Origin of the sequence: Streptomyces sp. NPDC048565 (genome assembly GCF_040650935.1) — a bacterium.
GTDB lineage: Bacteria > Actinomycetota > Actinomycetes > Streptomycetales > Streptomycetaceae > Streptomyces.
On sequence record NZ_JBEZIH010000012.1, the window covers coordinates 23,316 to 47,495 of the forward strand.

26 protein-coding genes and 5 tRNA genes are annotated in these 24,180 nt (G+C 70.1%); 24 read left to right on the forward strand and 7 right to left on the reverse strand.

Annotated elements, in window-relative coordinates; genetic code table 11:
- The first annotated feature begins 466 nt into the window (after window positions 1–466).
- The 10 genes from AB0C75_RS16385 to AB0C75_RS16430 all read left to right on the forward strand — a co-directional run bounded on the left by AB0C75_RS16385 (window position 467) and on the right by AB0C75_RS16430 (window position 5,956).
- A complete protein-coding gene (locus tag AB0C75_RS16385; RefSeq protein WP_362891238.1) occupies window positions 467–649 on the forward strand; it encodes a hypothetical protein in 183 nt (60 codons plus the stop codon).
- A gap of 104 nt (window positions 650–753) precedes the next feature.
- Window positions 754–1,530, forward strand: coding sequence for a fumarylacetoacetate hydrolase family protein (locus AB0C75_RS16390; protein WP_362891240.1), 777 nt, complete (start codon window positions 754–756; stop codon window positions 1,528–1,530).
- Entirely contained in the window at window positions 1,523–2,995 is a 1,473-nt protein-coding gene (gene gltX, locus AB0C75_RS16395) for a glutamate--tRNA ligase (protein WP_362891242.1), read from the forward strand. The genes AB0C75_RS16390 and gltX overlap by 8 nt, the downstream gene beginning before the upstream one ends.
- 232 nt (window positions 2,996–3,227) lie before the next feature.
- Complete coding sequence (mgtE, locus tag AB0C75_RS16400; protein WP_362891244.1) at window positions 3,228–4,595, forward strand: magnesium transporter; 1,368 nt, start codon at window positions 3,228–3,230, stop codon at window positions 4,593–4,595.
- A 61-nt stretch (window positions 4,596–4,656) separates the two neighbouring features.
- Window positions 4,657–5,376, forward strand: coding sequence for an HAD family hydrolase (locus AB0C75_RS16405; RefSeq protein ID WP_362891246.1), 720 nt, complete (start codon window positions 4,657–4,659; stop codon window positions 5,374–5,376).
- A gap of 85 nt (window positions 5,377–5,461) precedes the next feature.
- Window positions 5,462–5,533, forward strand: a tRNA-Gln gene (locus tag AB0C75_RS16410).
- A 19-nt stretch (window positions 5,534–5,552) separates the two neighbouring features.
- Window positions 5,553–5,625, forward strand: a tRNA-Glu gene (locus AB0C75_RS16415).
- 81 nt (window positions 5,626–5,706) lie between these two features.
- Window positions 5,707–5,779 (forward strand) — tRNA-Glu (locus AB0C75_RS16420).
- A 12-nt stretch (window positions 5,780–5,791) separates the two neighbouring features.
- Window positions 5,792–5,863: transfer RNA gene (locus tag AB0C75_RS16425), tRNA-Gln, on the forward strand.
- A gap of 20 nt (window positions 5,864–5,883) precedes the next feature.
- Window positions 5,884–5,956, forward strand: a tRNA-Glu gene (locus tag AB0C75_RS16430).
- 67 nt (window positions 5,957–6,023) lie between these two features.
- Here the strand turns inward: AB0C75_RS16430 and AB0C75_RS16435 are convergent.
- Window positions 6,024–6,668: a MerR family transcriptional regulator gene (locus AB0C75_RS16435; RefSeq protein WP_362891248.1), complete on the reverse strand. Its 645-nt coding sequence runs from the start codon at window positions 6,666–6,668 to the stop codon at window positions 6,024–6,026.
- A gap of 123 nt (window positions 6,669–6,791) precedes the next feature.
- On the opposite strand from AB0C75_RS16435, the gene AB0C75_RS16440 reads away from it, so the two are divergent.
- The gene (locus tag AB0C75_RS16440) at window positions 6,792–7,367 is read left to right on the forward strand and encodes a DUF4188 domain-containing protein (RefSeq protein WP_362891250.1); all 576 of its coding nucleotides are present in this window, start codon (window positions 6,792–6,794) and stop codon (window positions 7,365–7,367) included.
- A gap of 78 nt (window positions 7,368–7,445) precedes the next feature.
- Here the strand turns inward: AB0C75_RS16440 and ndgR are convergent, their stop codons facing one another.
- The gene (gene ndgR / locus AB0C75_RS16445) at window positions 7,446–8,162 is read right to left on the reverse strand and encodes an IclR family transcriptional regulator NdgR (RefSeq protein WP_024490257.1); all 717 of its coding nucleotides are present in this window, start codon (window positions 8,160–8,162) and stop codon (window positions 7,446–7,448) included.
- Window positions 8,163–8,335: 173 nt separating this feature from the next.
- On the opposite strand from ndgR, the gene leuC reads away from it, so the two are divergent.
- The 4 genes from leuC (at window position 8,336) to AB0C75_RS16465 (ending at window position 11,481) form a co-directional block, all read left to right on the forward strand.
- A complete protein-coding gene (gene leuC, locus AB0C75_RS16450) occupies window positions 8,336–9,760 on the forward strand; it encodes a 3-isopropylmalate dehydratase large subunit (RefSeq protein WP_362891252.1) in 1,425 nt (474 codons plus the stop codon).
- A 5-nt stretch (window positions 9,761–9,765) separates the two neighbouring features.
- On the forward strand, window positions 9,766–10,359 hold the full coding sequence (gene leuD, locus AB0C75_RS16455; RefSeq protein ID WP_362891254.1) for a 3-isopropylmalate dehydratase small subunit: 594 nt from the start codon (window positions 9,766–9,768) through the stop codon (window positions 10,357–10,359).
- Window positions 10,360–10,463: 104 nt separating this feature from the next.
- Window positions 10,464–10,691 carry a hypothetical protein gene (locus tag AB0C75_RS16460; protein ID WP_362891256.1) on the forward strand — a complete coding sequence of 76 codons (228 nt, stop codon included), beginning with the start codon at window positions 10,464–10,466 and terminating at the stop codon, window positions 10,689–10,691.
- A 142-nt stretch (window positions 10,692–10,833) separates the two neighbouring features.
- Window positions 10,834–11,481, forward strand: a complete 648-nt coding sequence (locus AB0C75_RS16465) for an HU family DNA-binding protein (protein WP_362891258.1) — start codon at window positions 10,834–10,836, stop codon at window positions 11,479–11,481.
- A gap of 83 nt (window positions 11,482–11,564) precedes the next feature.
- On the opposite strand, the gene AB0C75_RS16470 is transcribed toward AB0C75_RS16465, so the two are convergent.
- Window positions 11,565–11,768: a hypothetical protein gene (locus AB0C75_RS16470; RefSeq protein ID WP_147959669.1), complete on the reverse strand. Its 204-nt coding sequence runs from the start codon at window positions 11,766–11,768 to the stop codon at window positions 11,565–11,567.
- Window positions 11,769–11,778: 10 nt separating this feature from the next.
- A complete protein-coding gene (gene cofC / locus AB0C75_RS16475; protein WP_362891260.1) occupies window positions 11,779–12,462 on the reverse strand; it encodes a 2-phospho-L-lactate guanylyltransferase in 684 nt (227 codons plus the stop codon).
- Between the two features lie 150 nt (window positions 12,463–12,612).
- Between cofC and AB0C75_RS16480 the strand changes: the two genes are divergently transcribed.
- The 3 genes from AB0C75_RS16480 to AB0C75_RS16490 are packed head-to-tail and all read left to right on the forward strand — an operon-like array spanning window position 12,613 to window position 15,591.
- Window positions 12,613–13,365: a lysophospholipid acyltransferase family protein gene (locus AB0C75_RS16480; protein WP_362891262.1), complete on the forward strand. Its 753-nt coding sequence runs from the start codon at window positions 12,613–12,615 to the stop codon at window positions 13,363–13,365.
- Entirely contained in the window at window positions 13,362–14,372 is a 1,011-nt protein-coding gene (locus AB0C75_RS16485; RefSeq protein WP_362891264.1) for an NAD(P)H-dependent glycerol-3-phosphate dehydrogenase, read from the forward strand. The genes AB0C75_RS16480 and AB0C75_RS16485 overlap by 4 nt, the downstream gene beginning before the upstream one ends.
- A gap of 34 nt (window positions 14,373–14,406) precedes the next feature.
- Window positions 14,407–15,591 carry a D-alanine--D-alanine ligase family protein gene (locus AB0C75_RS16490; RefSeq protein WP_362891266.1) on the forward strand — a complete coding sequence of 395 codons (1,185 nt, stop codon included), beginning with the start codon at window positions 14,407–14,409 and terminating at the stop codon, window positions 15,589–15,591.
- 56 nt (window positions 15,592–15,647) lie between these two features.
- Here the strand turns inward: AB0C75_RS16490 and AB0C75_RS16495 are convergent, their stop codons facing one another.
- Window positions 15,648–16,136: a DUF3515 domain-containing protein gene (locus AB0C75_RS16495; RefSeq protein WP_362891268.1), complete on the reverse strand. Its 489-nt coding sequence runs from the start codon at window positions 16,134–16,136 to the stop codon at window positions 15,648–15,650.
- A gap of 20 nt (window positions 16,137–16,156) precedes the next feature.
- On the reverse strand, window positions 16,157–16,390 hold the full coding sequence (locus AB0C75_RS16500) for an Lrp/AsnC ligand binding domain-containing protein (protein ID WP_104789405.1): 234 nt from the start codon (window positions 16,388–16,390) through the stop codon (window positions 16,157–16,159).
- A 252-nt stretch (window positions 16,391–16,642) separates the two neighbouring features.
- Between AB0C75_RS16500 and AB0C75_RS16505 the strand changes: the two genes are divergently transcribed.
- Window positions 16,643–17,614, forward strand: a complete 972-nt coding sequence (locus AB0C75_RS16505) for a thiamine-phosphate kinase (protein ID WP_362891270.1) — start codon at window positions 16,643–16,645, stop codon at window positions 17,612–17,614.
- A gap of 10 nt (window positions 17,615–17,624) precedes the next feature.
- Window positions 17,625–18,434 carry a bifunctional hydroxymethylpyrimidine kinase/phosphomethylpyrimidine kinase gene (thiD, locus tag AB0C75_RS16510; RefSeq protein WP_362891272.1) on the forward strand — a complete coding sequence of 270 codons (810 nt, stop codon included), beginning with the start codon at window positions 17,625–17,627 and terminating at the stop codon, window positions 18,432–18,434.
- 86 nt (window positions 18,435–18,520) lie between these two features.
- Here thiD and rpmB read toward each other — a convergent pair whose 3' ends face one another.
- Window positions 18,521–18,706 carry a 50S ribosomal protein L28 gene (gene rpmB, locus AB0C75_RS16515; RefSeq protein ID WP_003965989.1) on the reverse strand — a complete coding sequence of 62 codons (186 nt, stop codon included), beginning with the start codon at window positions 18,704–18,706 and terminating at the stop codon, window positions 18,521–18,523.
- Window positions 18,707–19,045: 339 nt separating this feature from the next.
- Between rpmB and AB0C75_RS16520 the strand changes: the two genes are divergently transcribed.
- The 4 genes from AB0C75_RS16520 (at window position 19,046) to coaD (ending at window position 24,134) form a co-directional block, all read left to right on the forward strand.
- A complete protein-coding gene (locus AB0C75_RS16520) occupies window positions 19,046–20,668 on the forward strand; it encodes a DAK2 domain-containing protein (RefSeq protein WP_362891274.1) in 1,623 nt (540 codons plus the stop codon).
- A gap of 51 nt (window positions 20,669–20,719) precedes the next feature.
- Window positions 20,720–22,954 carry an ATP-dependent DNA helicase RecG gene (gene recG / locus AB0C75_RS16525; RefSeq protein ID WP_362891276.1) on the forward strand — a complete coding sequence of 745 codons (2,235 nt, stop codon included), beginning with the start codon at window positions 20,720–20,722 and terminating at the stop codon, window positions 22,952–22,954.
- Window positions 22,955–23,043: 89 nt separating this feature from the next.
- Complete coding sequence (rsmD, locus tag AB0C75_RS16530; protein WP_362891278.1) at window positions 23,044–23,628, forward strand: 16S rRNA (guanine(966)-N(2))-methyltransferase RsmD; 585 nt, start codon at window positions 23,044–23,046, stop codon at window positions 23,626–23,628.
- A 26-nt stretch (window positions 23,629–23,654) separates the two neighbouring features.
- Window positions 23,655–24,134: a pantetheine-phosphate adenylyltransferase gene (gene coaD / locus AB0C75_RS16535; protein ID WP_362891519.1), complete on the forward strand. Its 480-nt coding sequence runs from the start codon at window positions 23,655–23,657 to the stop codon at window positions 24,132–24,134.
- Window positions 24,135–24,180 lie beyond the last annotated feature (46 nt).

Here is a 24,180-nt window from a genome sequence, read left to right on the forward strand (position 1 = left end):
CCCTCCCGCCGCCACTCGGCGCTGCGTTGCGCCCCTGCGCACCGGGCCTGAAACCCGCGGCGGTGCGTGGAATTCCAGCACAGTGGAGGATCTCCAACAAGGCCCGCGTACCGGGCTGTGACCTGGGTGACACGGTGTGATGGCTGAGTAACAAGGTGTGGAGCGTGTTCACGGTCAAAGTGGACGATTACGGGTGAGTTCCGCGCGGGGGCCAGGTGTCCCAGACGCCATGATCGGGAGCGGAATAGTGGATTCAGCCCCGTATTGTCTGCTTTGCATCCCATGGTCAACTGCCTGGAATGGACGTTTTGTCGTCAACTTCGTGAGCAAACTCACATCATGATCGTGGTCTTATCCCGGCCGGGGCGGGGAATCGGATGTTTAGCCTGGCGCTTTACAGGGATAGCGAATCCGACAACCGGCGCACCTCAGGGCAGCGCCCCAGCGGCAAGGACGCACACGGCAGATGAAGACGACGACGACGTTCCGCAACATCGCCAACCCCCGGCGCACGACGCTCGCGCACCTCGACGACGCGGGAGCACTGGAGACGCCGGAGCGGCAGGAGCACAGCGTCGACCTGCCCACCCGGACCGCCAACCCGCGCCGCACCATCCTCATGGAAGCCCCGGCCGCCCCCGCGGCGTGACGCGCTGAGGGCCCCCTCTCGCCGCGCGGGCGCCTCGCCCGGCGAGGCGCTAGCCTGGAGCGTCAGTCTTCAGTCAGCCAGCAAGTGAGGGGCGACAGCATCCCGTGCGCATCGCCAGGTTCTCCATCGACGGCAATGTCGCCTTCGGCGCGGTCGAGGGCGACAGCCCCGACAGCCTCGTGCTCGACATCATCAAGGGCATCCCGTACAGCGACTTCGAGCTCTCCGGGACCAAGGTCCCGCTGAAGAAGGTACGGCTGCTGCCGCCCGTGCTTCCGAACAAGGTCGTGGCCATCGGCCGCAACTACGCGGAACACGCCGCCGAGTTGGGCAACGAGGTCCCGGATGTGCCCGTCGCCTTCTTCAAGCCCACCACTTCGGTGATCGGCTCCGGCGACGCCATCGAGTACCCCTCCTTCTCCGAGGAGCTGCACCACGAGGCCGAGCTGGCCGTGGTGATCGGCCGCATGTGCCGGGAGGTCCCGCGCGAGCGCGTCAAGGACGTCATCTTCGGCTACACCTGCGCCAACGACGTCACCGCGCGTGACGCCCAGCGGCGCGAGAGCCAGTGGGCCCGGGCGAAGGGCTTCGACACCTCCTGCCCGCTCGGCCCCTGGGTGGAGACCGACGTCGACCCCGGCAACCTGGCCATCCAGGCCACGGTCAACGGCGAACAACGCCAGCTCGGCCGGACGAGCGACATGATCCGCTCCGTCGAGGACCTTGTCGTCCACATCACGGAAGCCATGACGCTGCTCCCGGGCGACGTGATCCTCACCGGGACCCCCGCAGGGGTGGGACCCCTGCACGTCGGCGACGAGGTCGCCGTCACCATCGAAGGCATCGGCACTCTCACCAACAAGGTGATCAAGCGTGGTTAACGGACCTGTCCGTGTACGTTTCTGTCCCTCCCCGACCGGTAACCCCCACGTGGGCCTGGTCAGGACAGCCCTCTTCAACTGGGCCTTCGCCCGGCACCACCAGGGCACCCTGGTCTTCCGTATCGAGGACACCGACGCGGCCCGTGACTCCGAGGAGTCCTACGAGCAGCTGCTCGACTCGATGCGCTGGCTCGGCCTCGACTGGGACGAGGGCCCCGAGGTCGGCGGCCCGCACGGCCCGTACCGCCAGTCGCAGCGGATGGACCTCTACAAGGACGTGGCCCACAAGCTCCTGGACGCCGGACACGCGTACCACTGCTACTGCACCACCGAGGAGCTCGACGCCCGCCGCGACGCCGCCCGCGCGGCCGGCAAGCCGTCGGGTTACGACGGGCACTGCCGCGACCTGAGCGACGAGCAGAAGGCGGCGTACGAGGCCGAGGGCCGCACCTCGATCGTCCGCTTCCGGATGCCCGACGAGGCGATCACCTTCACCGACCTGGTCCGCGGCGACATCACGGTCCAGCCGGAGAACGTCCCGGACTACGGCATCGTCCGTGCCAACGGCGCTCCCCTCTACACGCTGGTCAACCCGGTCGACGACGCCCTGATGGAGATCACCCACGTCCTGCGCGGCGAGGACCTGCTCTCCTCCACCCCGCGGCAGATCGCCCTCTACCGGGCGCTCACCGAGCTGGGTATCGCCAAGGACACCCCCGCCTTCGGCCACCTCCCGTACGTCATGGGGGAGGGCAACAAGAAGCTCTCCAAGCGCGACCCGCAGGCCTCGCTCAACCTCTACCGCGAGCGCGGCTTCCTGCCCGAGGGGCTGCTCAACTACCTCTCGCTGCTCGGCTGGTCGATCGCCGAGGACCGCGACATCTTCGGCCGCGACGAGCTGGTGGCCGCGTTCGACATCGGCGACGTCAACGCCAACCCGGCACGCTTCGACTTGAAGAAGGCCGAGCACATCAACGCCGAGCACCTGCGCATGCTCGACGTGAAGACCTTCACCGAGGCCTGCGGCCCCTGGCTGAAGGCACCCTTCGCCCCCTGGGCGCCCGAGGCCTTCGACGCGGCGCAGTTCGCCGAGATCGCCCCGCACGCCCAGACCCGTGTGACGGTTCTCTCGGACATCACGGCCAACGTCGACTTCCTCTTCCTGGACGAGCCGGTCGAGGACGAGGCGTCCTGGAACAAGGCCATGAAGGCGGGCTCCGACGCCCTGCTGGTCACGGCCCGTGCCGAGCTCACCGCCGCCGAGTGGAACGCCGACGCGCTCAAGACGGCCGTTCTCACCGCCGGTGAGAAGCACGGCCTGAAGCTCGGGAAGGCGCAGGCCCCGGTCCGCGTCGCCGTCACCGGCCGCACGGTCGGTCTGCCGCTCTTCGAGTCCCTGGAGATCCTGGGCCGCGAGAAGACGATCGCCCGCATCGACGCCGCGCTGGTCAAGCTCGCCGCGTAGCTTCGCCGCGTGGTTCCGTACGCACGCCGGAGGCCGGGATTCCCCCAGGGGGTCCCGGCCTCCGGCGTCGGCCGTCCGGGATAGCCTGCGACCCGTGTCCGCCAGGTGGCGCGGTGTACGGCGATGGATCAGGGAACGGGGGTGGTGCTGCGATGAGCAGCGAGCCCCCTCCACGTCCGTAGTCCTGTCGACGTCGATGTTCTGATCCCACCGCTGTGCCTAAGGACCCGCCATGCCGCAGTCGAACGTGCCCCAGGAGCCGAGCGCGGAGCCGGCCGACCCGTTGTGGGACCTCGTGAAGGACCAGCGACTGGGTGCCGCCCAGAAGTGGCTGGAGAGGTACCCGCCGCATGTGATCGCCGACGAGCTGGCGCGCATGGACGCGGTCGACGCCTGGGTGGCGTTCCGTCTGCTGGGCAAGGACCGGGCGCTCGAGGTCTTCGAGGAGCTGGAGCCGGTCGACCAGCAGCTGATCCTGGAAGGGCTGCGGGACCGCTCCTTCCTGGATCTCATCGAGGGCATGGATCCGGACGACCGGGCCAGGATGCTGCGGGAAGCTCCCGCGAAGGTCGTCAAGCGGGTGCTGGCCGGGCTGAGCCCCAACGAACGCAGGATGACCTCCGCGCTCCTCGGCTACCCGGAGGGCTCCGTCGGCCGCTACATGACCCCCGAGGTGGTGGCCCTGCCGCAGGACCTGACCGTCGAGCACGCGCTGCGGACCGTACGGGCGAAGGGTGCGGACGCGGAGACGGTGTACACGTTGCCCGTGGTGGACTCCGGGCGGCGGCTGACCGGCATCGTGGAACTGCGTGAGCTGGTGCTGAACGCGCCGGACGCACTGATCTCCCACCTGGTCGTGACCGAGCCTGCCTCCGCGTACGCCACCGACTCCGCCGAGTCCGCGGCCCGGCTGATGAGGGAGACCAACGACCTGAACCTGCCCGTCGTCGACAGCGAGGACCGGCTCGTCGGGCTGTTCACCATCGACGACGCCGTCGAGGTCATCGAGGCCGCCGACACCGAGGACATCGCCCGGCAGGCCGGTGCCGCTCCGTGGGCCGGTCACTACATGGCCGCCTCCGTGTGGCAGCTCGCCCGCTACCGGGCGCTGTGGCTGAGCCTGCTGCTGGTCGCGGCGACCCTCACGGTCGGCGTGACCCGGGCGTTCGAGGCCACTCTGGAACAGGTCGCCTCCCTCGCCCTGTTCATCCCCATGCTCATCGGTGCGGGTGGCAACGCCGGCGCCCAGGCCGCGACCGCCTGCGTACGCGCTCTCGCGGTCGGCGAGGTCCGCGGCTCGGACCTGATGAAGGTGATCTGGCGCGAGTGCCGGGTGGGCCTGGTCCTCGGCTCGCTGCTGGCCCTGCTCGGCCTGGTGCTGGGCACCGTGTTCGTCAGCGCGAAGATCGCCCTGGTGGTCGGCATCACCCTGGTCCTCATCTGCGGATGGGCCGCGACCATCGGCGGTGCCATGCCGCTGCTGGCCAAACGGCTGCGGATCGACCCGGCTGTCGTCTCCGCCCCCATGGTCACCACCCTCGTCGACGCCACGGGCCTGATCCTCTACTTCCTGACGGCCAGAGCCGTCCTGGGCGTCTGACCACACCTGGAACACCGCAAAGCCCACCACGCCCGCCGCCTCGGCACATACGCTGGTGGGCATGCCGATCCGAGCGGTTCTCTGGGACATCGACGACACGCTCTTCGACTACTCGGGAGCCGACCGCGTCGGCATGCACCAGCATCTGGCGAGCGAGGGCCTGCCCGAGGGGTACGACTCCGTCGCTCATGCCCTCGATGTGTGGAAAGCGGTCACGGACGTGCAGTGGGCGCGGTTCGCGGCCGGGGAGCTCGACTTCCAGGGGCAGCGGCGCGAGCGGGTACGCGCGTTCCTGGGGCGGCTGCTGAGCGACGCCGAGGCCGACGAATGGTTCGGCCGGCACGTCGCGCACTACGAGGCCGCGTGGGCGCTCTTCCCGGACGCCGTGCCGGTCCTGGACCGGCTGGCCGGGAGCTTCCGGCAGGCGATCCTGTCGAACTCCACCATCCGCAACCAGGACCGCAAGCTGCGCACACTCGGCGTGCGGGACCACTTCGAGGCGGTGGTGTGCGCCGTGGAGATCGGGGTCGCCAAGCCCGCCGCTGCGGCCTTCCACGCCGCCTGCGAGGCTCTGTCCCTGGACCCGCACGAGGTGGCGTACGTCGGCAACGAGCCCGACATCGACGCCGGAGGTGCGGTGGCCGCCGGGCTGACGGGGATCTGGCTGGACCGCGCGGGGCAGGGCGGGCGTCCTGAGCTCGTGCGGATCATGGGTCTGGACGAGCTTCCCGGCCTGCTGGCGGGCGATACCCGTTTTGGAGCGCCGGACACCTTCAGGTAATGTTCTTCCTGCGCCACCCGAGCGGGCCGAAAGATCCGACCGGGAAGCGCAGACAGGAATAGGGCCCCCAGGGGTTGTGTTTCAGTGGGCTATGGTGTAATTGGCAACACTACGGTTTCTGGTACCGTCATTCTAGGTTCGAGTCCTGGTAGCCCAGCGCAAGACCGAAGTAACAAGCCCCCGTTGTGTAGCGGCCTAGCACGCTGCCCTCTCACGGCAGTAGCGCCGGTTCGAATCCGGTCGGGGGTACAGATCCATCCCGCGAGAACGGGGTCGCACCCATGTTCTCGCGGTGACAACACCCGGTTATCGCCGGGTGGGATCGCCAGGGCCCCCGTTGTGTAGCGGCCTAGCACGCTGCCCTCTCACGGCAGTAGCGCCGGTTCGAATCCGGTCGGGGGTACTTGTCACACCATGGGCTATGGTGTAATCGGCAACACTACGGTTTCTGGTACCGTCATTCTAGGTTCGAGTCCTGGTAGCCCAGCGCAAGTCAGCAGTAACCACGCCCCCGTTGTGTAGCGGCCTAGCACGCTGCCCTCTCACGGCAGTAGCGCCGGTTCGAATCCGGTCGGGGGTACAACACAGCAGTAGGGAAAGGCCCTTCACCCTGGTGGAGGGCCTTTCGCATGGGCCCTCGTAGGCGCTCATCCGATCCCGTACCGCTGCACCGACTCCTCCGCCTGGGCGAGCCTGCGCAGCGACGCCAGCAGCGGCTCGTAGAGCACGGCCGATGCCACGGCGGCCTCCACCTGCTCGTCCTCCGTGGGGTACTCCTCCAGTGCGTCCAGGTCCTGCACCGCCATCTTGCGCATGAGGCGGGCCTGTTGGGCGAGGTACGCCGTGTCGCAGGGGTAGCCGAGGCGGACGAGCGTGGCCAGCGAGGCGACCAGCGAGCGGTGCGCGGGGGAGAGTTCACCGAGCTCCAGGGCCGTCGTCCAGCCCAGTTCCGTGAAGAGCCGGGCGACTTCGGCGCGCGCGGTGGCGGTCTCCGGGGCCTCCTCGTCAGGCTCGGGGCCGTGCGGCAGCGCCCACAGGGAGGCACCCAGCCGGATCGTGCGGCCCAGCGACGCGTCGTCGACATGGGCCAGCACCTCGCGGGCCGTCGCCACCGGGAGGCGCCCGACCTGGAGGAGGGCCCGCACCAGGCGCAGCCGGCGCAGATGGCCCTCGTCGTAGTCGGCCTGTGTCGCGGTGACCCGGGCGCCGGCGGGAAGCAGCCTCTCGCGCAGGTAGTACTTGATCGTCGCGGTGGAGACCCCGCTCCGCTCACTGAGTTCCGACAGCCGCATCCTCTGTGCCTTCCCTTGCGCCGCCCCGTTGGGCGGTGTCACTATCCCACCATTGGATAGTTGAACTCTCCAACCGTTCTCCTCAACCGTGAATGCTCCGACCTGCGACGAGGGTGGTACTCCATGTTCGCGAAGATCAATCCCGGAAGGACGACCGCGGCGGCGGAGGGTGATGTCGTCGTCCTGCTGATCGGGATGCGCATCAACCACTTCTGGGGTGTGCACCACTGGCTGCCCGTCTTCGCGGCGATGCCGCGGATGCTGCGGGAGTTGGGCAAGGACCCGGACCGGGGTCTGCTCGGCTACACCCTGCTGTCCGGTTCGCCCCGGACGTACTACGTGGTCCAGTACTGGGAGTCGAAGGAGAAGCTGTACGCGTACGCCGCGGCTCCCGACATGTTCCACCGCAGAGCCTGGGCGATGGTGAACCGCAAGGAGAAGAAGTCCCGGCAGCATGTGGGGCTGTGGCACGAGAGCTACGTCGTGCCCGAGGGCTCGTACGAATCGATCTACGCCGATATGCCGGCCTACGGCCTTGCGGCGGCGACGGGTGCCCTGCCGATCGAGAAGAGGGGGCGCAGGGCCGCGGACCGCTTCGCGCATCGCTCGTCCGGGAAGGGGGCACCGGAGGATTCCGGGGAGTCGGCACCGGAAGAAGGGGGCCGCCACGGCGTTGGGGCGGCCTCGGGGAGGGAATAGCGGGGGCGGCGAGCCGACTTCGGGCGGCCGCGGGCCCCGTCCAAAACGGTGCGGGGTCGGACCCGTGCGGTGCGGGGGTCAGCCCGTGCGGCGCAGGGCCTCGCTCAGCCGCGCTGCCGAGTCGATGATGGCCTGGGCGTGCATCCTGCCGGGGTGGCGGGTGAGTCGCTCGATCGGCCCGGACACGGACACCGCGGCGACCACCCGGTTCGACGGCCCGCGGACCGGGGCCGAGACGGAGGCCACGCCGGGCTCGCGCTCGCCGATCGACTGGGCCCAGCCCCGCCGGCGTACGCCTGAGAGCGCCGTCGCGGTGAAGCGGGCCCCCTGCAGACCCCGGTGCAGGCGCTCCGGTTCCTCCCAGGCCATCAGGATCTGCGCGGATGAGCCCGCCTTCATCGTGAGCGTGGAGCCGACCGGCACGGTGTCCCGCAGTCCGGACAGCCGCTCCGCCGCCGCCACGCAGATCCGCATGTCGCCCTGCCGGCGGTAGAGCTGCGCGCTCTCGCCGGTGATGTCGCGCAGATGTGTGAGTACGGGTCCGGCCGTCGCCAGGAGCCGGTCCTCGCCGGCCGCGGCGGCGAGCTCCGAGAGCCGGGGGCCGAGAATGAACCGGCCCTGCATATCCCTTGCCACCATGCGGTGGTGTTCGAGTGCCACGGCCAGTCGGTGTGCCGTGGGCCGTGCGAGCCCTGTCGCTGCGACCAGCCCGGCGAGGGTGGCCGGACCGGACTCCAGGGCGCTCAATACCAGAGCTGCCTTGTCGAGAACGCCGACGCCGCTAGAGTTGTCCATACGACGATACTCGCGTCTCACTCTGTGAAACGCAAGTTCAATTTTCCACGGAAGTTGCGAACCTGTACGTGCGGCCCCGCAACGGCCCGCAGCCACCGCCCCGCTCGGGGGTCCGGACGGCGGCACCCGAATCTCTAGTTGGGCCGGCGAGGATGCCGGCCGGAGGGAAAGCGATGGGTAGGACACTCGCGGAGAAGGTCTGGGACGACCATGTCGTCCGGCGCGCCGATGGCGAGCCCGACCTTCTCTTCATCGATCTGCACCTGCTGCACGAGGTGACCAGCCCGCAGGCGTTCGACGGTCTGCGCCAGGCCGGCCGGCCTGTGCGGCGACTCGACCTCACCATCGCCACCGAGGACCACAACACCCCGACCCTCGACATCGACAAGCCGATCGCCGACCCGGTCTCCCGCGCCCAGCTGGAGACCCTGCGCAAGAACTGCGCGGACTTCGGCGTCCGGCTGCACCCGCTGGGAGATGTCGAGCAGGGCGTCGTGCACGTGGTCGGCCCGCAGCTCGGCCTGACCCAGCCCGGCGCCACGGTGGTCTGCGGTGACTCCCACACCTCCACCCACGGCGCCTTCGGTGCGCTGGCCTTCGGTATCGGCACCAGCCAGGTCGAGCACGTCCTGGCCACCCAGACGCTGCCGATGGCCCGCCCCAGGACCATGGCGATCACGGTCGAGGGCGAACTCCCGGACACGGTGACCGCCAAGGACCTCATCCTGGCCATCATCGCCCGGATCGGCACCGGCGGCGGCCAGGGCTACATCCTGGAGTACCGCGGCTCCGCCATCGAGAAGCTCTCGATGGAGGCCCGGATGACCATCTGCAACATGTCGATCGAGGCCGGCGCCCGCGCGGGCATGATCGCCCCCGACGAGACCACCTTCGCCTACCTGCGGGGCCGTGACCACGCCCCCCGTGGTGAGGACTGGGACGCGGCGGTGGAGTACTGGAAGACGCTGCGCACCGACGACGACGCCGTCTTCGACGCCGAGGTGGTCATCGACGGCGCCGCGCTCGCGCCGTTCGTCACCTGGGGCACCAACCCCGGCCAGGGAGCGCCCCTGTCGGCCAACGTCCCCGACCCCGCTTCGTACGAGGACGCCTCGGAGCGCCACGCCGCCGAAAAGGCCCTGGAGTACATGGGGTTGACCGCGGGACAGCCGCTGCGCGAGATCAGCGTGGACACCGTGTTCGTAGGTTCCTGCACCAACGGCCGCATCGAGGACCTGCGCAACGCCGCCACGATCATCGGCGGCCGCAAAGTCGCCGACGGCGTACGGATGCTGGTCGTCCCCGGCTCCGTACGGGTCGCCCTGCAGGCCGTCGAGGAGGGCCTGGACAAGGTCTTCACCGCGGCGGGCGCCGAATGGCGGCACGCGGGCTGCTCGATGTGCCTCGGCATGAACCCCGACCAGCTGGCCCCCGGTGAGCGCTCCGCCTCCACCTCGAACCGGAACTTCGAGGGCAGGCAGGGCAAGGGCGGCCGCACCCACCTGGTCTCCCCGCAGGTCGCCGCCGCCACTGCGGTGCTGGGCCATCTGGCCTCGCCCGCCGATCTGTCCGACGTCCGTACGCCCGCCGGAGTCTGAGAGCCATGGAAGCATTCACCGCACACACCGGCCGGGCCGTCCCGCTGCGCCGCAGCAACGTCGACACCGACCAGATCATCCCCGCGCACTGGCTGAAGAAGGTCACCCGCGACGGCTTCGAGGACGGGCTCTTCGAGGCCTGGCGCAAGGACGAGAACTTCGTCCTCAACCGCCCCGAGCGCGAGGGTGCCTCGGTGCTGGTCGCCGGACCCGACTTCGGCACCGGCTCCTCGCGTGAGCACGCGGTCTGGGCCCTGCAGAACTTCGGCTTCAGGACCGTCATCTCTCCCCGTTTCGCCGACATCTTCCGTGGCAACTCCCTGAAGAACGGTCTGTTGACCGTGGTCCTCGACCAGGAGGTCGTCGACCGGCTCTGGGAGCTCACCGAGGCCGACCCCACGGCCGAGGTGACCGTCGATCTGGAGAAGCGCCAGGTTCTCGCGGAGGGAATCACGGCCGACTTCGAGCTCGACGAGAACGCCCGCTGGCGACTGCTGAACGGGCTGGACGACATCAGTCTCACTCTTCAGAACGAAGCGGACATTGCGACTTATGAGGCGGCCAGGCCGTCACACAAGCCGCGTACAATTGACGCCTGAGCAGCGCTTTTCCCGAACTGCGCCCCCTGCCATCCGGCAGGGGGCGCAGTCGCTTGTTGAGACCCCCTCGGGCGACAACTCGCCCCAGATGGCACAATCGGTGCATGGAACGCGACAGCCAACTCGAGCTCTATGGCCAAGTCGCCGACCGATTGAAAGAAGCACACGCAAAGGTGCGCGCGCTGCAAGTCCCGGAGAGCGTACGGATGGCGCTCTCCCGGAAGCTGCTGGTCGTCACGGCCGCGGCTAAGCACGATCTCCCGGGCGCGGCAAGGCGTCTGGACCGGTTGATGAAGGACCTCGACGAGGGCCGATTCCCCGAAGGTGACTGACTCTGTGGACGGCGCAGCGGTCGACTTCGTTGCGGCACTAGGGTGATTAGCCCGTTTCGTGTTTGATTTGCGGTATATATCTGCCTAACGTGCGAAAAAGCCTGAACAGTTTCGTTCCGGCAATGTCTCCGAAGGGGAAGACGTGAACAAGGCGCAGCTCGTAGAAGCGATTGCCGACAAGGTCGGAGGCCGTCAGCAGGCCGCAGACGCTGTCGACGTGGTACTCGACGCGATCGTCCGTGCGGTCGTCGCGGGAGACCGTGTCTCGGTCACGGGCTTCGGCTCGTTCGAGAAGGTCGACCGCCCCGCCCGTTACGCCCGCAACCCGCAGACGGGCGAGCGCGTGCGGGTCAAGAAGACCTCGGTGCCGCGATTCCGCGCGGGACAGGGCTTCAAGGACCTGGTGAGCGGTTCCAAGAAGCTCCCCAAGAACGACGTGGCCGTGAAGAAGGCCCCCAAGGGCAGCCTCTCGGGCGGTTCTTCCACCCGTACGACGGCGAAGGCGGCAGCGAAGAAGGCCACCGCCAAGAAGGCCACGGCGCGCAAGACCACGGCGGCCGCCAAGAAGGCGACCCCGGCGAAGAAGACCACGGCCAAGAAGACCACCGCCACGGCCAAGAAGACCACGGCGGCGGCGAAGAAGTCGGCCCCGGCGAAGAAGACGGCCACCAAGAAGACCGTCGCCGCCAAGACGGCGCCCGCCAAGAAGACCACGGCGAAGAAGGCGCCCGCGAAGAAGACCACGGCACGCAAGACCACCGCCAAGAAGGTCACCGCACGCAAGAAGTGAGACCGGGCACCGCTCGTTCCTCATACACGCGCCGGGCCGGGCTCCCCTCGGGGAGCCCGGCCCGCGGGCTGTTCAGGGGCTGCTCAGAGCGTCTGCAGCGTCACCAGCGTGATCCGCAGAGAGGCGCCCTCGCCCTCGGTCTCGATCCGCACCCGCTGCCCCGGACGCAGCAGCCGCAGCCCGCCCGCGTCGAACGCGGGCGCGTCGAAGTCCACCGGTGTGCCGTCGTCGAGGAGCACACTGCCGGTGCGGGTCTCGGAGTCGTACGTGAACGAGGTCGCCTGCATGAGCGGCAGCCTATCTGTCCGCGACAGGGGCCACCGGGGTCGTCAGCGCGGCCGTGAACCGCCCCACCCCCAGCACCAGCGCGGCCCCCAGGTCGACACCCGTGTCCACGTCCCTGCGGACCGAATCGATGCCAGGCAGCGAGACCTCCACCGCGCCGGACGCCAGATGGCGCGCCCGCGACGCCCCGCCGAAGGCCGGACGCAATTCGGCCCCTGGTGTCGCGGAAAGAAATGTGGTGCCGATTCCCTGTGCATCGGGGACAAAAGCGCGGGGGAAAGCAGCGGAGAATTCGAGCACCCGAGCCAATTCATCCGGACGCAGCGCGGGCAGATCCGCGTTGAGCACGGCCACCGCCGCGCCACCGCGCCGTGCCCGCACCGCACGCGCGCCGTGCTCCATCGCGGCGTCGAGCCCGGCCGCCGGGGTGTCGGCCACGGTCCGCGCGCCGAGCGCGGCCAGCGCGGCCCCGGCCACCGGGTCGTCCGTGACGACCACCACATCGCGCACGGCGGGACAGGACAGCGCCGCCGACACGGTGTCCTGTGCGAACGCCAGGGCCAGGCGCGGACGGAGATCCCCGCCCACCGCCCGGCCGAGCCTGCTCTTGGCCCGGGTGAGCGGTTTCAGCGGGACGACCAGTGACCAGGGGCCGGTCGGGTCGGTGTTCGTGGCGATCTCCCCCTCCGTACGCATCAGCCCATATTCTCGCCTGCCGGTACGACAACCCGGAGGTCCGCCCCCACGGGTGAGGCGTACGGTGTTCTCCACACAGCAGGGGCCCAGGGGTGGGGCAGCACCGTCCCGAGCCCCGCAGCAGCTCAGTTCCTAGAGAAAGGCCCCCGAGTGCCCCGCCGCAGAATCGGCTTCTGGTACCGCCTGGCGGCGGTGATCGCAAAACCGCCCCTGGTGGTTCTGTTCAAGCGGGACTGGCGGGGAATGGAACACATTCCGGCCGATGGCGGATTCATCACCGCGGTCAATCACAACTCCTATCTGGACCCGCTGTCCTACGGGCATTTCCAGTACAACACGGGACGTGTGCCGAGGCTGCTCGCCAAGGCCGGACTGTTCAGGACGCCGTTCGTCGGAATGATCCTGCGGGGCACAGGACAGATCCCCGTCTACCGCGAGACGACCAACGCGCTCGACGCCTTCCGCGCCGCCGTCGACGCCATCGAGCGGGGCGAATGCGTCGCCTTCTACCCCGAGGGCACACTCACCCGCGACCCCGACATGTGGCCGATGGCCGGCAAGACCGGCGCCGCCCGGGTCGCGCTGATGACCAAGGTCCCGGTCATCCCCGTCGCCCAGTGGGGCGCCAACCTCGCGATGCCGCCCTACGCCAAGGAGAAGAAGTTCCGGCTGTTCCCCCGCAAGACCCTGCGGGTGCAGGCCGGTCCGCCGGTCGACCTCTCCGGCTACTACGGTCTCGAACCGACGCCCGACGTCCTGCGCCGGGCGACCGAGACCATCATGGCCGCGGTCACCTCCCAGCTGGAGGAGGTGCGCGGCGAGAAGGCCCCCGCGGAGCCTTACGATCACCGCAAGGCCCGCGCTGAACAGCGGCGCAAGGCAGAGGGAAAGGGAACCACGTGACGCACCCCGCGAAGGTGGCCGTCTTCGGAACCGGCTCATGGGGTACGGCGTTCGCCATGGTCCTCGCCGACGCCGGCTGTGAGGTCACCCTCTGGGCCCGTCGCGCCGAGGTCGCCGAGGCCGTCAACACCACCCGCACCAACCCGGGGTACCTGCCGGGCGTCGAACTGCCCGACCCGGTCCGTGCCACGACCGACCCCGCCGAGGCGCTGCGCGGCGCCGACTTCGCCGTCCTCGTGGTGCCCTCGCAGACCCTGCGCGCCAACCTCGCGGACTGGGCGAGGCATCTGGAGCCCGGCACGGTGCTCGTCTCCCTGATGAAGGGCGTCGAACTCGGCACCGCCAAGCGGATGAGCGAGGTCATCGAGGACGTCACCGGGGTCACCAGGGACCGGATCGCCGTCATCACGGGGCCCAACCTCGCCAAGGAGATCGCCGAACGCCGTCCCGCCGCGGGCGTCGTCGCCTGCTCGGACGAGGATGTCGCCCGGCGCCTCCAGGCCGCCTGCCACACCCCGTACTTCCGGCCGTACACCAACACCGACGTCGTCGGCTGCGAGCTCGGCGGCGCCGTGAAGAACGTCATCGGCCTCGCCGTGGGCATCGCCGACGGCATGGGCCTCGGTGACAACGCCAAGGGCTCCCTCATCACCCGCGGCCTCGCCGAGACCACCCGGCTGGGACTCGCCATGGGCGCCGACCCGCTCACCTTCTCCGGAATGGCAGGGCTCGGCGACCTCGTGGCGACGTGCTCGTCGCCGCTCTCGCGCAACCACACCTTCGGCACCAACCTCGGGCGGGGGATGACGCTCCAGGAGACCGTCGCCGTCACCAGCCAGACGGCGGAGGGCGTCAAGTCCTGCGAATCGGTGCTCGATCTGGCACGCAGGCACGGGGTCGACATGCCCATCACCGAAACGGTCTTCGGCATCGTGCACGAGGGCAAGCAGCCGATGGTCGCCCTCAAGGAGCTGATGTCGCGCAGCGCCAAGCCCGAGCGACGCTGACTCAGGCCCTACCAGCAGGTACGCTCGTCGCGATATGAGCAGCCAGAACCTCCCCCAGAGCCCTGAGAGCCCCCTGAGCTCCGAGCAGAGCTCCGAGCCGGGCCGCAAGCCGCGCGTGGCCGTCGTGTTCGGCGGCCGTAGCTCCGAACACGGCATCTCGGTCGTCACGGCCGGTGCCGTCATGAGCGCCATCGACCGGACGAAGTACGACGTCCTGCCGATCGGCATCACCAGGGACGGGCGTTGGGTCCTCACGTCCGACGACCCGGCCCGCATGGCCATCACGGACCGGCAGGTCCCCGACGTGGACCAGCTGGCCGACTCCGCGCGGGGCGCCGTGACGCTGTCCGTCGACCCCGGCAACCGTGACGTCGTGGTGAGCGAACCCGGTTCGGTGCCCACGGTCCTGGGCGAGGTCGACGTCGTCTTCCCTATGCTGCACGGGCCCTACGGCGAGGACGGCACGCTCCAGGGGCTCCTGGAGCTCTCCGGTGTGCCCTACGTCGGCGCGGGCGTGCTGTCCTCGGCCGTCGGCCAGGACAAGGAGTACATGAAGCGGGTGTTCACCTCCTTCGGGCTGCCGGTCGGCCCGTACGAGGTCGTCCGCCCCCGGGAGTGGGAGTCGGACCAGCCGGCCGCCCGCAAGCGCATCATGGAGTTCGCCGCCGAACACGGCTGGCCGCTCTTCGTGAAGCCCGCCCGAGGCGGCTCATCGATGGGCATCACCAAGGTCGACGACGCAGCAGGGCTCGACGAGGCGATCTGGGAGGCCCGCAGGCACGACCCGAAGTTCCTCGTGGAGTCCCTGCTGAGCGGCCGGGAGATCGAGTGCGGCGTGCTGGAGTTCGAGGACGGACCGCGCGCCAGCGTGCCCGCGGAGATTCCGCCCGTCACCGCCCACGACTTCTACGACTTCGAGGCCAAGTACATCGACTCGGCGGCAGGCCTTGTGCCCGCGCCGCTCACCGACGAGCAGACCGCCGAGGTGCGAAGGCTCGCCGTCGAGGCCTTCGAAGCCGCCTCCTGCGAGGGCCTCGTGCGCGCCGATTTCTTCCTCACCGAGGACGGCACGTTCGTCATCAACGAGATCAACACCATGCCGGGCTTCACGCCGATCTCCATGTTCCCCCGCATGTGGCAGGCGAGCGGAGTGGAGTACCCGGAGCTGGTGGACCGGCTGATCACGGCCGCGCTGAACCGCTCCACCGGCCTGCGCTGACGCCTGCTGAGGGCTGTCCCGCGCGGGGGCAGCCCTTCAGAGGCTGTCCGCAGCCCTCAGACGCTGTCCGGGACCGTCTTCTTCACGGGTGCGGCGAACGCCGACAACGGGGTGATGTCATGGGCGTAGTCCGTCCCGAGCGTCACCTCGACATACGCCTTGCGGTAGGTGGTCGTGAACCGGGGCCCCGCCTCGTCGGACTGCTCCAGCAGCCAGTTGACGCCGTCCGCGTCCACGGCCTTCGACTGGGAATCGTCCATCCTCGCGGGCCGGGGGACACCGCAGCGCAGTACGATCGCCCCGTTCCCCCAGCCGGCGGTCAGGTCCGAATCCGGTGAGGGGTCACTCCGTTCCAGATCGTCGACGGTCTCCGGCAGCTCCTCGTGCAGTTCCCCGCAGTACCCGGCGGCCTCGGACGACGGCGTGGGAACCGCCACCGAGGGCTGGGAACCACCGGCGGAACAGCCCGCCACGGCCAGGAGGCCCAGGGCGGCGGACGGAGCAAGAAGACGGGATCGGGGGGACCGGCGGCGGATGTGAGTCACCGGACCAGCGTAGAGGGGGGTCAGAGGTGGACGACCGGGCAGGTCAGGGTACGCGTGATGCCGTCCACCTGCTGGACCTTGGCGACCACCATGCGGCCGAGCGCGTCCACGGTGTCGGCCTGCGCGCGCACCACCACGTCGTAGGGGCCTGTGACGTCCTCTGCCTGGATCACTCCCGGGAGCTTCGCGATGGTCTCGGCGACGGTCGACGCCTTGCCCACCTCGGTCTGGATAAGGATGTACGCCTGTACCACGGAACCTCCAGGGCGGCCACGAGGATCATGTGGGGGAAAGGGACGCCACGTTATCGCGTCGTCCCGGGCCGAGGGGAGACCTACGGGCCGGTTGACGCCCTCAGCGTGGCGTACGCACCACAGAAGTTGACGTATCTCTTGACGGTACCGACAGCGGTTGGGGCTCGCGACCGCAAGCCCACCGGTGCCGGCCGTCGGCCGCTGAAGCAGCCCGGACAGGTGTCCGGTGCGATAGATGAGAGGTGAGACTCGGTGAAGGGAACCGTGGGCGAGTTGGGGGAGTTCGGGCTCATCAGAGAGCTCACCTCCCGGCTCACCACCACTCCGGCGGTACGGCTGGGACCCGGCGACGACGCCGCGGTCGTGGCCGCTCCCGACCGCAGGGTCGTGGCCAGTACAGACATCCTGCTGGAGGGCCGGCACTTCCGCCGCGACTGGTCGACGGCGTACGACGTAGGCCGCAAGGCCGCCGCCCAGAATCTCGCCGACATCGCGGCCATGGGCGCCGTGCCCACGGCGCTGCTGCTCGGCCTCGTCGTACCGGCGGACCTGCCGGTCACCTGGGCCGCCGAGCTGATGGACGGGCTGCGCGACGAGTGCCAGGTCGCCGGTGCGGCGGTGGTCGGGGGTGACGTCGTCGGCGGCGACACCATCACCGTCTCGATCACCGCGCTCGGCGACCTGCGCAACCACGAGCCCGTCACCCGGTCCGGAGCACGGCCCGGCGACGTCGTGGCCGTCACCGGATGGCTCGGCTGGTCCGCGGCCGGATTCGCCGTGCTCTCCCGGGGGTTCCGCTCACCGCGCGCCTTCGTCGAGGCGCACCGGCGCCCCGAGCCGCCGTACCACGCGGGCCCCGCGGCGGCCGGGCTCGGCGCCACGGCCATGACCGACGTCAGCGACGGACTCGTCGCCGACCTCGGGCACATCGCCGAGGCCAGCAAGGTCCGTATCGACCTGCGCTCCGGGCTCATCGACATCCCCTCGCAGATGTCCGACATCGGGCAGGCCGTCGGGGTCGACCCGCTCCAGTGGGTGCTGACCGGGGGAGAGGACCACGCGATCGTGGCGACGTTCCCCGCCGACGTGAAGCTCCCTGCCCGCTGGAAGGTCATCGGAGAGGTCCTCAACCCGTCAGCGCTGCCCCAGGTCACCGTCGACGGGGCGCCCTGGACGAGCAAGGGCGGCTGGGACCATTTCGGATCCATCGAGGACGCGCAGTAGATTCCGGGGCATGAGCGCACCTGCCCCGATACCGCCCCGTGTCCTCACCGTCGCCGGATCCGACTCCGGCGGCGGTGCGGGCATCCAGGCAGACCTGAAGACGATGCTCGCCCTCGGCACTCACGGAATGAGCGTGCTGACCGCGGTGACCGCCCAGAACTCACTGGGCGTGCAGGGTGCCTGGGACCTGCCGGCGGACGCCGTACGCGCCCAGTACCGCAGCGTCGTCGACGACATCGGTGTCCAGGCGGTGAAGACCGGCATGCTCTCGTCGGCCCTGCTCGTCGACACCGTCGCCGAACTCCTCGCGGCGACCGGCGCACCCGTCGTCGTCGACCCGGTCGGGGTGTCCAAGCACGGGGACGCGCTGCTCGCCGCCGAGGCCCTCGACTCCGTACGCACGAAGCTGCTGCCCGTCGCCACGGTCGCCACCCCGAATCTCGACGAGGTGGCACAGCTCACCGGCATCACCGTCACCGACGAGGCGGGGATGCGCCGGGCCGCAGCCGGGATCCTCGGCCACGGACCGCGCTGGGCACTGATCAAGGGCGGTCATCTGCCCGGCGAGGCCGTGGACCTGCTGACGGACGGCTCCGAGGAGCACTGGCTGCGCGCCCCGAGGCTGGACAACCGGCACACCCACGGCACGGGCTGCACCCTGGCCTCCGCCATCGCCTGCGGCCTCGCCCGCGGCCAGGACGTCCCGACCGCCGTGCGGGGCGCGAAGGAGTACGTCACCGGCGCGATCCGGGCCGGCTTCGCGCTGGGGAGCGGGATCGGCCCCGTCGACCACGGCTGGCAGGCGCGCACCGGGCGCTGAGATCCCGGCGGAGCACAGCAAAAAGCCGGTCCACCGAGGTGGACCGGCTTTTTGGGCAACCGGAAGGCTGCGCTACGACGGGAACGTCAGCGCGCGACCTTGCCGGCCTTGATGCACGAGGTGCAGACGTTGAGCCGCTTCGGCGTCCGACCGACCACTGCACGCACGCGCTGGATGTTGGGATTCCAGCGACGGGACGTACGGCGGTGCGAGTGCGAAATGCTGTTGCCGAAGCTCGGCCCCTTGCCGCAAACGTCGCAGTTGGCAGCCACGGGTCACTCCAAAGACTTCAGATGCACTTACAGTGAATTCCGGCGCGCCGGAATCATTTTACTGAAGTGGCGGTACCGGAGGAATGGCCCGACTTTCATCGGGCAACCGAAGCAGCATACAACGGCTGCGTCGGAGATACGAAACTACCACGGCTCACCGTGCACTCCGTCCCGCACCTGCGCCCGCCGGGCCCGCACACGAGGGCTACCCTGCGGTGCAGCCAGCCCCCCCACGGCCGTCCCCAGGGTCTCTCGTCTGGATCATGCCGGGCTCGCGGGGTTCCGGCACCGCACCTCGATCCGGCCTGATCCACACGAAAGACCCAAGGAGGACCAACGGTGCCGCAGAGCCCCGACGATCTCGACGCCGTCGCGGTGCGCACCTGGTGCTCACTGGCCCTGGAGGCCCTGGGGCGGGAGCGGGCGGCCATCGACGCCATCAACGTCTATCCCGTCGCCGACGGGGACACCGGCACCAACCTCTACCTCACCGTCGAGTCCGCCGCCGCGGCCGTCGAAGCGGTCTTCGCCGCCCATGAGACCGGCACCACCGTGCCCGCGCACGCCGACGCCGTGCGGGCGATGGCCCACGGCGCGCTGATCGGCGCCCGGGGCAACTCCGGGACCATCCTGGCCCAGCTGCTGCGCGGCATGGCCGCGGCGCTCTCCGACTCGGGCGACGCCCCCCATCTGCGGACCGCGCTGGCCGAGGCCGCGGCGGCCGCCAGGCTGGCCGTCGCCCACCCCGTCGAGGGCACGGTGCTCACCGTCGCCACCGCGGCCGCCGAGGCGGCCGGGGCCACGGATGAGGGCGCGAGCCTCGGGGCGGTGGCCGACGCGGCGTACGAAGGCGCACGTGCCGCCTTGGCGGCGACCCCCGGCCAGCTCGCCGTCCTCGGGCGGGCCGGCGTCGTCGACGCGGGCGGCCAGGGGCTGGTGACCGTGCTCGGCGCCCTGCTGGAAGCGGTCGGCGGGCGTGTGCCGGAGCGCGTGGTCCGACCCGCCCCCGACGTCCTGCCCCTGACCGGCGACTGCGCGGACGCCGGCCAGGGCAGCGGTCCCGCCTTCGAGGTCATCTATCTGCTGGAGGCCCGCGACGACGCCGTGGCCCGGCTGCGGAGCCGGCTGGACGCCCTGGGGGACTCCCTCGTCGTGGTCGGCGGCGACGGCCTGTGGAACGTACACGTCCATGTCGACGACGCGGGGGCGGCCGTCGAGGCCGGGGTCGAGGCGGGCCGGCCTTACCGGATCCGCATCACCCACTTCGCCGCCGACCGGGGTTCGGCCCCGCGTGAGCCCGCCCAGCGCGCGGTCGTCGTCGTCGTACCCGGCGACGGGCTCTCCGGCCTGTGCGCCGAGGCCGGGGCGACCACCGTGCTGGCCCGCCCGGGAGAGCCGCCCGCCAGCGGCGAACTCGTCGACGCCATCCGCAGGGCCCACGCCCGCGAGGTGGTCCTCCTGCCGAACGACGCACAGCTGCGCCACACCGCCGCGGCGGCCGCCGAACAGGCCAGGGGCGAAGGCATCCGCGTCGCCCTGGTCCCCACCCGCGCAGCGGTCCAGGGCATCGCCGCGCTCGCCGTCCACGAGCCCGGTCGCAGCTTCGACGAGGACGTCGTCGCGATGACCTCGGCGGCCGGCGCCACCCGCTACGCCGAACTCGCCGTCGCCGAGCGGCAGTCGTGGACCATGGCGGGCATCTGCCAGGCCGGTGACATCCTCGGCCTGATCGACGGGGACGTCGCCGTCATCGGTGAGGACGTCCCGGGCACCGCCCGTACCGTCCTGGACCGGATGCTGTCGGCCGGTGGCGAACTCGTCACGCTGGTCCTGGGCGAGGACGTGTCCGATGCCCTGGCCGACGAGCTGAGCGCACACGTCAGGGAGGGCTACCTCGCCGTCGACACGGTCGTCTACCGGGGCGGCCACCAGGCGGCGCCGCTGCTGATCGGCGTCGAGTGACACGTCGGGCGGGGCGGCGTGCGGAGACATCTGTCAGTGGCGTGGTGTGCAATGGACCGCGTGTCCGCTTTCGATGAACCCCTCAAGAAGCTGCTCGGCGGAGCCACCGCGAAGGTGATGGCCGAACACCTCGACCTGCACACGGTCGGTGATCTGCTGCACCACTACCCGCGGCGCTACGAGGAGCGGGGCCGTCTCACGGCCCTCACCGACCTGCCGCTGGACGAGCATGTGACGGTCGTCGCACAGGTCGCGGACGCGCGGATCATGATGTTCAACAACGGCCGCGGCAAGCGGCTCGAAGTCACCCTCACCGACGGGAGCGGCCGGCTCCAGCTGGTCTTCTTCGGTCACGGCGTCCACAAGCCCCACAAGGAGCTCCTGCCGGGCCGCCGGGCGATGTTCGCGGGCAAGGCCTCCGTCTTCAACAGGAAGATGCAGCTCGCGCACCCCACGTACCAGCTCCTCGACGCGAAGGACGGCGACGAGGCGGACGAGGCGGCGGATGTGACCGAGGCCGTCGACGCCTTCGCGGGGCAGCTGCTGCCGATCTACCCCGCCTGCAAGCAGCTCGACTCCTGGCGGATCGCCAAGGCCGTCGACACGGTCCTGCCCAGCGCGCAGGAGGCGGTCGACCCGCTGCCCCCGGCACTGCGCGAGGGGCGCGGCTTCGTCCCGCTGCCCGAGGCGCTGCTCAGGATCCACCGCCCGCAGACCAAGGCGGACATCGCGGCGGCACGGGACCGGCTGCGCTGGGACGAGGCCTTCGTCCTCCAGGTCGCGCTCGCCCGCCGCCGTTACGCCGACACCCAACTCCCGGCAGTGGCCCGCGGCCCCGTCCCCGACGGACTGCTCGACGCCTTCGACGCCACGCTCCCCTTCACTCTCACCGAGGGCCAGCAGAAGGTCACCGAGGAGATCTTCGGCGCCCTGGCGACGGAACACCCCATGCACCGGCTGCTCCAGGGCGAGGTCGGCTCGGGCAAGACGCTGGTCGCGCTGCGCGCCATGCTCAGGGCCGTCGACGCGGGCGGCCAGGCGGCGATGCTCGCGCCCACCGAGGTGCTGGCCCAGCAGCACCACAGGTCCATCACCGAGATGATGGGCGAGCTCGCGGAAGGCGGCATGCTGGGCGGCTCCGACCTCGGGACGAAAGTCGTGCTGCTCACCGGTTCCATGGGCACGGCGGCCCGCAGGCAGGCGCTGCTCGACCTGGTCACGGGCGAGGCAGGGATCGTCATCGGCACCCACGCGCTGATCGAGGACAAGGTCCAGTTCCACGACCTGGGCCTGGTCGTCGTCGACGAACAGCACCGCTTCGGCGTGGAACAGCGTGACGCGCTGCGGTCCAAGGGGAAGCAGCCGCCCCACCTGCTGGTCATGACCGCCACACCCATTCCCCGTACGGTCGCGATGACCGTCTTCGGCGATCTGGAGACCTCCGTACTCGACCAGCTCCCCGCCGGCCGCTCCCCGATCGCCAGCCATGTCGTCCCCGCCAAGGACAAACCCCACTTCCTCAGCCGCGCCTGGGAACGCGTCCGTGAGGAGGTGGAGAACGGCCACCAGGCCTACGTCGTGTGCCCCCGGATCGGCGACGACGCCGACGAGGCGGGGGAGAAGAAGGGCAAGGCCGGGAAGAAGCAGGCCGCCCCCGACGACGCGGAGAAGAGGCCGCCGCTCGCCGTGCTGGACATCGCCGAACAGCTCGCGAAGGGCCCTCTGACAGGTCTGCGCGTCGAGGTGCTCCACGGCAGGATGGCGCCCGACGACAAGGACGACGTCATGCGCCGGTTCGCCGCGGGCCAGGTCGACGTCCTGGTCGCCACCACCGTCATCGAGGTCGGGGTGAACGTCCCCAACGCCACCGCGATGGTGATCATGGACGCCGACCGCTTCGGGGTCTCGCAGCTGCACCAGCTCCGTGGCCGCGTCGGGCGCGGAAGCGCCCCCGGTCTCTGCCTGCTGGTCAGCGAGGCCCACGAGGCGAGCCCCGCCCGGGCCAGGCTCTCCGCGGTCGCCGCCACCCTCGACGGCTTCGAGCTCTCCCGCATCGACCTCGAACAGCGGCGCGAGGGCGACGTGCTCGGTCAGGCCCAGTCCGGTGTCCGCTCGTCCCTGCGGGTGCTCAGCGTCATCGACGACGAGGAGGTCATCGCGGCGGCCCGTGAGGAGGCCGTCCGTGTCGTCGCGGCCGATCCCGGGCTCGATGAGCTGCCCGAGCTGCGCACCGCGCTGGACGCCCTGCTCGACAAGGACAGGGAGGAGTACCTCGACAAGGGCTGACCGGGCGGATGGCGGGGGACGCCATATCGTGGGAGCACGGCGCACGTCCCGTCCTGTGCGCCGCCCGCGACCCGAGGAACGAAGAGCCCATGACCCGCGTGATCGCCGGCTCGGCCGGCGGACGCCGCCTGGCCGTCCCGCCAGGCACCGGCACCCGCCCCACATCCGACCGTGCGCGCGAGGGGCTGTTCTCCACCTGGGAGGCGCTCCTGGGCACGCTCGACGGCATCCGTGTCGCCGATCTCTACGCGGGCTCCGGAGCCATCGGCCTGGAGGCACTCTCGCGCGGAGCGGCCCACGCGCTGCTCGTGGAGGCCGACGCCAAGGCCGCGCGCACCGTCCGTGACAACATCCGCACCCTCGGTCTGCCGGGCGCCGAATTCCGTACGGGCAAAGCCGAACAGATCGTGACGGGACCGGCGCCGGCGGATCCCTACGACGTGGTTTTCCTCGATCCGCCGTACGCTGTCACCGACGACGATCTTCGGGAGATTCTGCTCACACTCCGTGCTCAGGGGTGGCTCACGGGCGATGCTCTCGTCACGGTGGAACGGAGCACCAGGGGCGGGCAATTCAACTGGCCCGACGGATTCGACCCACAGCGGGCCCGTCGCTACGGCGAAGCCACGTTTTGGTACGGTCGCGCCGCCTCTACGTGCGAAGACGCACGATGACCGCACCGGAGAGCGAGGGAACCACGTTGCGCCGCGCCGTCTGTCCGGGGTCGTTCGACCCCATCACCAACGGACATCTCGACATCATCGGACGAGCCTCGAAGCTGTACGACGTCGTGCACGTCGCCGTGATGATCAACCAGTCCAAGAAGGGGCTGTTCACCGTCGACGAGCGGATCGAGCTGATCCGCGAGGTAACGGCCGACTTCGGCAATGTGGAGGTCGAGGCCTTCCACGGCCTGCTGGTCGACTTCTGCAAGCAGCGCGACATCCCGGCGATCGTGAAGGGCCTGCGGGCCGTGAGCGACTTCGACTACGAGCTGCAGATGGCCCAGATGAACAACGGTCTCTCGGGCGTCGAGACACTCTTCGTGCCGACGAACCCGACCTACAGTTTCCTGTCGTCCTCCCTGGTCAAGGAGGTCGCGACCTGGGGCGGCGACGTGGCGCACCTGCTGCCGCCGACGGTCCACGAGGCCCTCGTGGAGCGTCTCGGCGAGAAGTGATGCGCTGACTGTCCGTCACCAGGTGTCGGGCGGGAGGCGACTGGCC

Bases quoted from the DNA above. Each gene is read 5' to 3' on its own strand.
- AB0C75_RS16490 (WP_362891266.1), top strand. From the start codon at position 14,407: ATGAGCAGCCAGAACCTCCCCCAGAGCCCTGAGAGCCCCCTGAGCTCC.
- rsmD (WP_362891278.1), top strand. From the start codon at position 23,044: ATGACCCGCGTGATCGCCGGCTCGGCCGGCGGACGCCGCCTGGCCGTC.
- AB0C75_RS16460 (WP_362891256.1), top strand. From the start codon at position 10,464: ATGGAACGCGACAGCCAACTCGAGCTCTATGGCCAAGTCGCCGACCGA.
- AB0C75_RS16440 (WP_362891250.1), top strand. From the start codon at position 6,792: ATGTTCGCGAAGATCAATCCCGGAAGGACGACCGCGGCGGCGGAGGGT.
- AB0C75_RS16405 (WP_362891246.1), top strand. From the start codon at position 4,657: ATGCCGATCCGAGCGGTTCTCTGGGACATCGACGACACGCTCTTCGAC.
- AB0C75_RS16470 (WP_147959669.1), bottom strand. From the start codon at position 11,768: ATGCAGGCGACCTCGTTCACGTACGACTCCGAGACCCGCACCGGCAGT.
- thiD (WP_362891272.1), top strand. From the start codon at position 17,625: ATGAGCGCACCTGCCCCGATACCGCCCCGTGTCCTCACCGTCGCCGGA.
- AB0C75_RS16385 (WP_362891238.1), top strand. From the start codon at position 467: ATGAAGACGACGACGACGTTCCGCAACATCGCCAACCCCCGGCGCACG.
- leuC (WP_362891252.1), top strand. From the start codon at position 8,336: ATGGGTAGGACACTCGCGGAGAAGGTCTGGGACGACCATGTCGTCCGG.
- AB0C75_RS16435 (WP_362891248.1), bottom strand. From the start codon at position 6,668: ATGCGGCTGTCGGAACTCAGTGAGCGGAGCGGGGTCTCCACCGCGACG.
- leuD (WP_362891254.1), top strand. From the start codon at position 9,766: ATGGAAGCATTCACCGCACACACCGGCCGGGCCGTCCCGCTGCGCCGC.
- recG (WP_362891276.1), top strand. From the start codon at position 20,720: ATGGACCGCGTGTCCGCTTTCGATGAACCCCTCAAGAAGCTGCTCGGC.
- ndgR (WP_024490257.1), bottom strand. From the start codon at position 8,162: ATGGACAACTCTAGCGGCGTCGGCGTTCTCGACAAGGCAGCTCTGGTA.
- mgtE (WP_362891244.1), top strand. From the start codon at position 3,228: ATGCCGCAGTCGAACGTGCCCCAGGAGCCGAGCGCGGAGCCGGCCGAC.
- cofC (WP_362891260.1), bottom strand. From the start codon at position 12,462: ATGCGTACGGAGGGGGAGATCGCCACGAACACCGACCCGACCGGCCCC.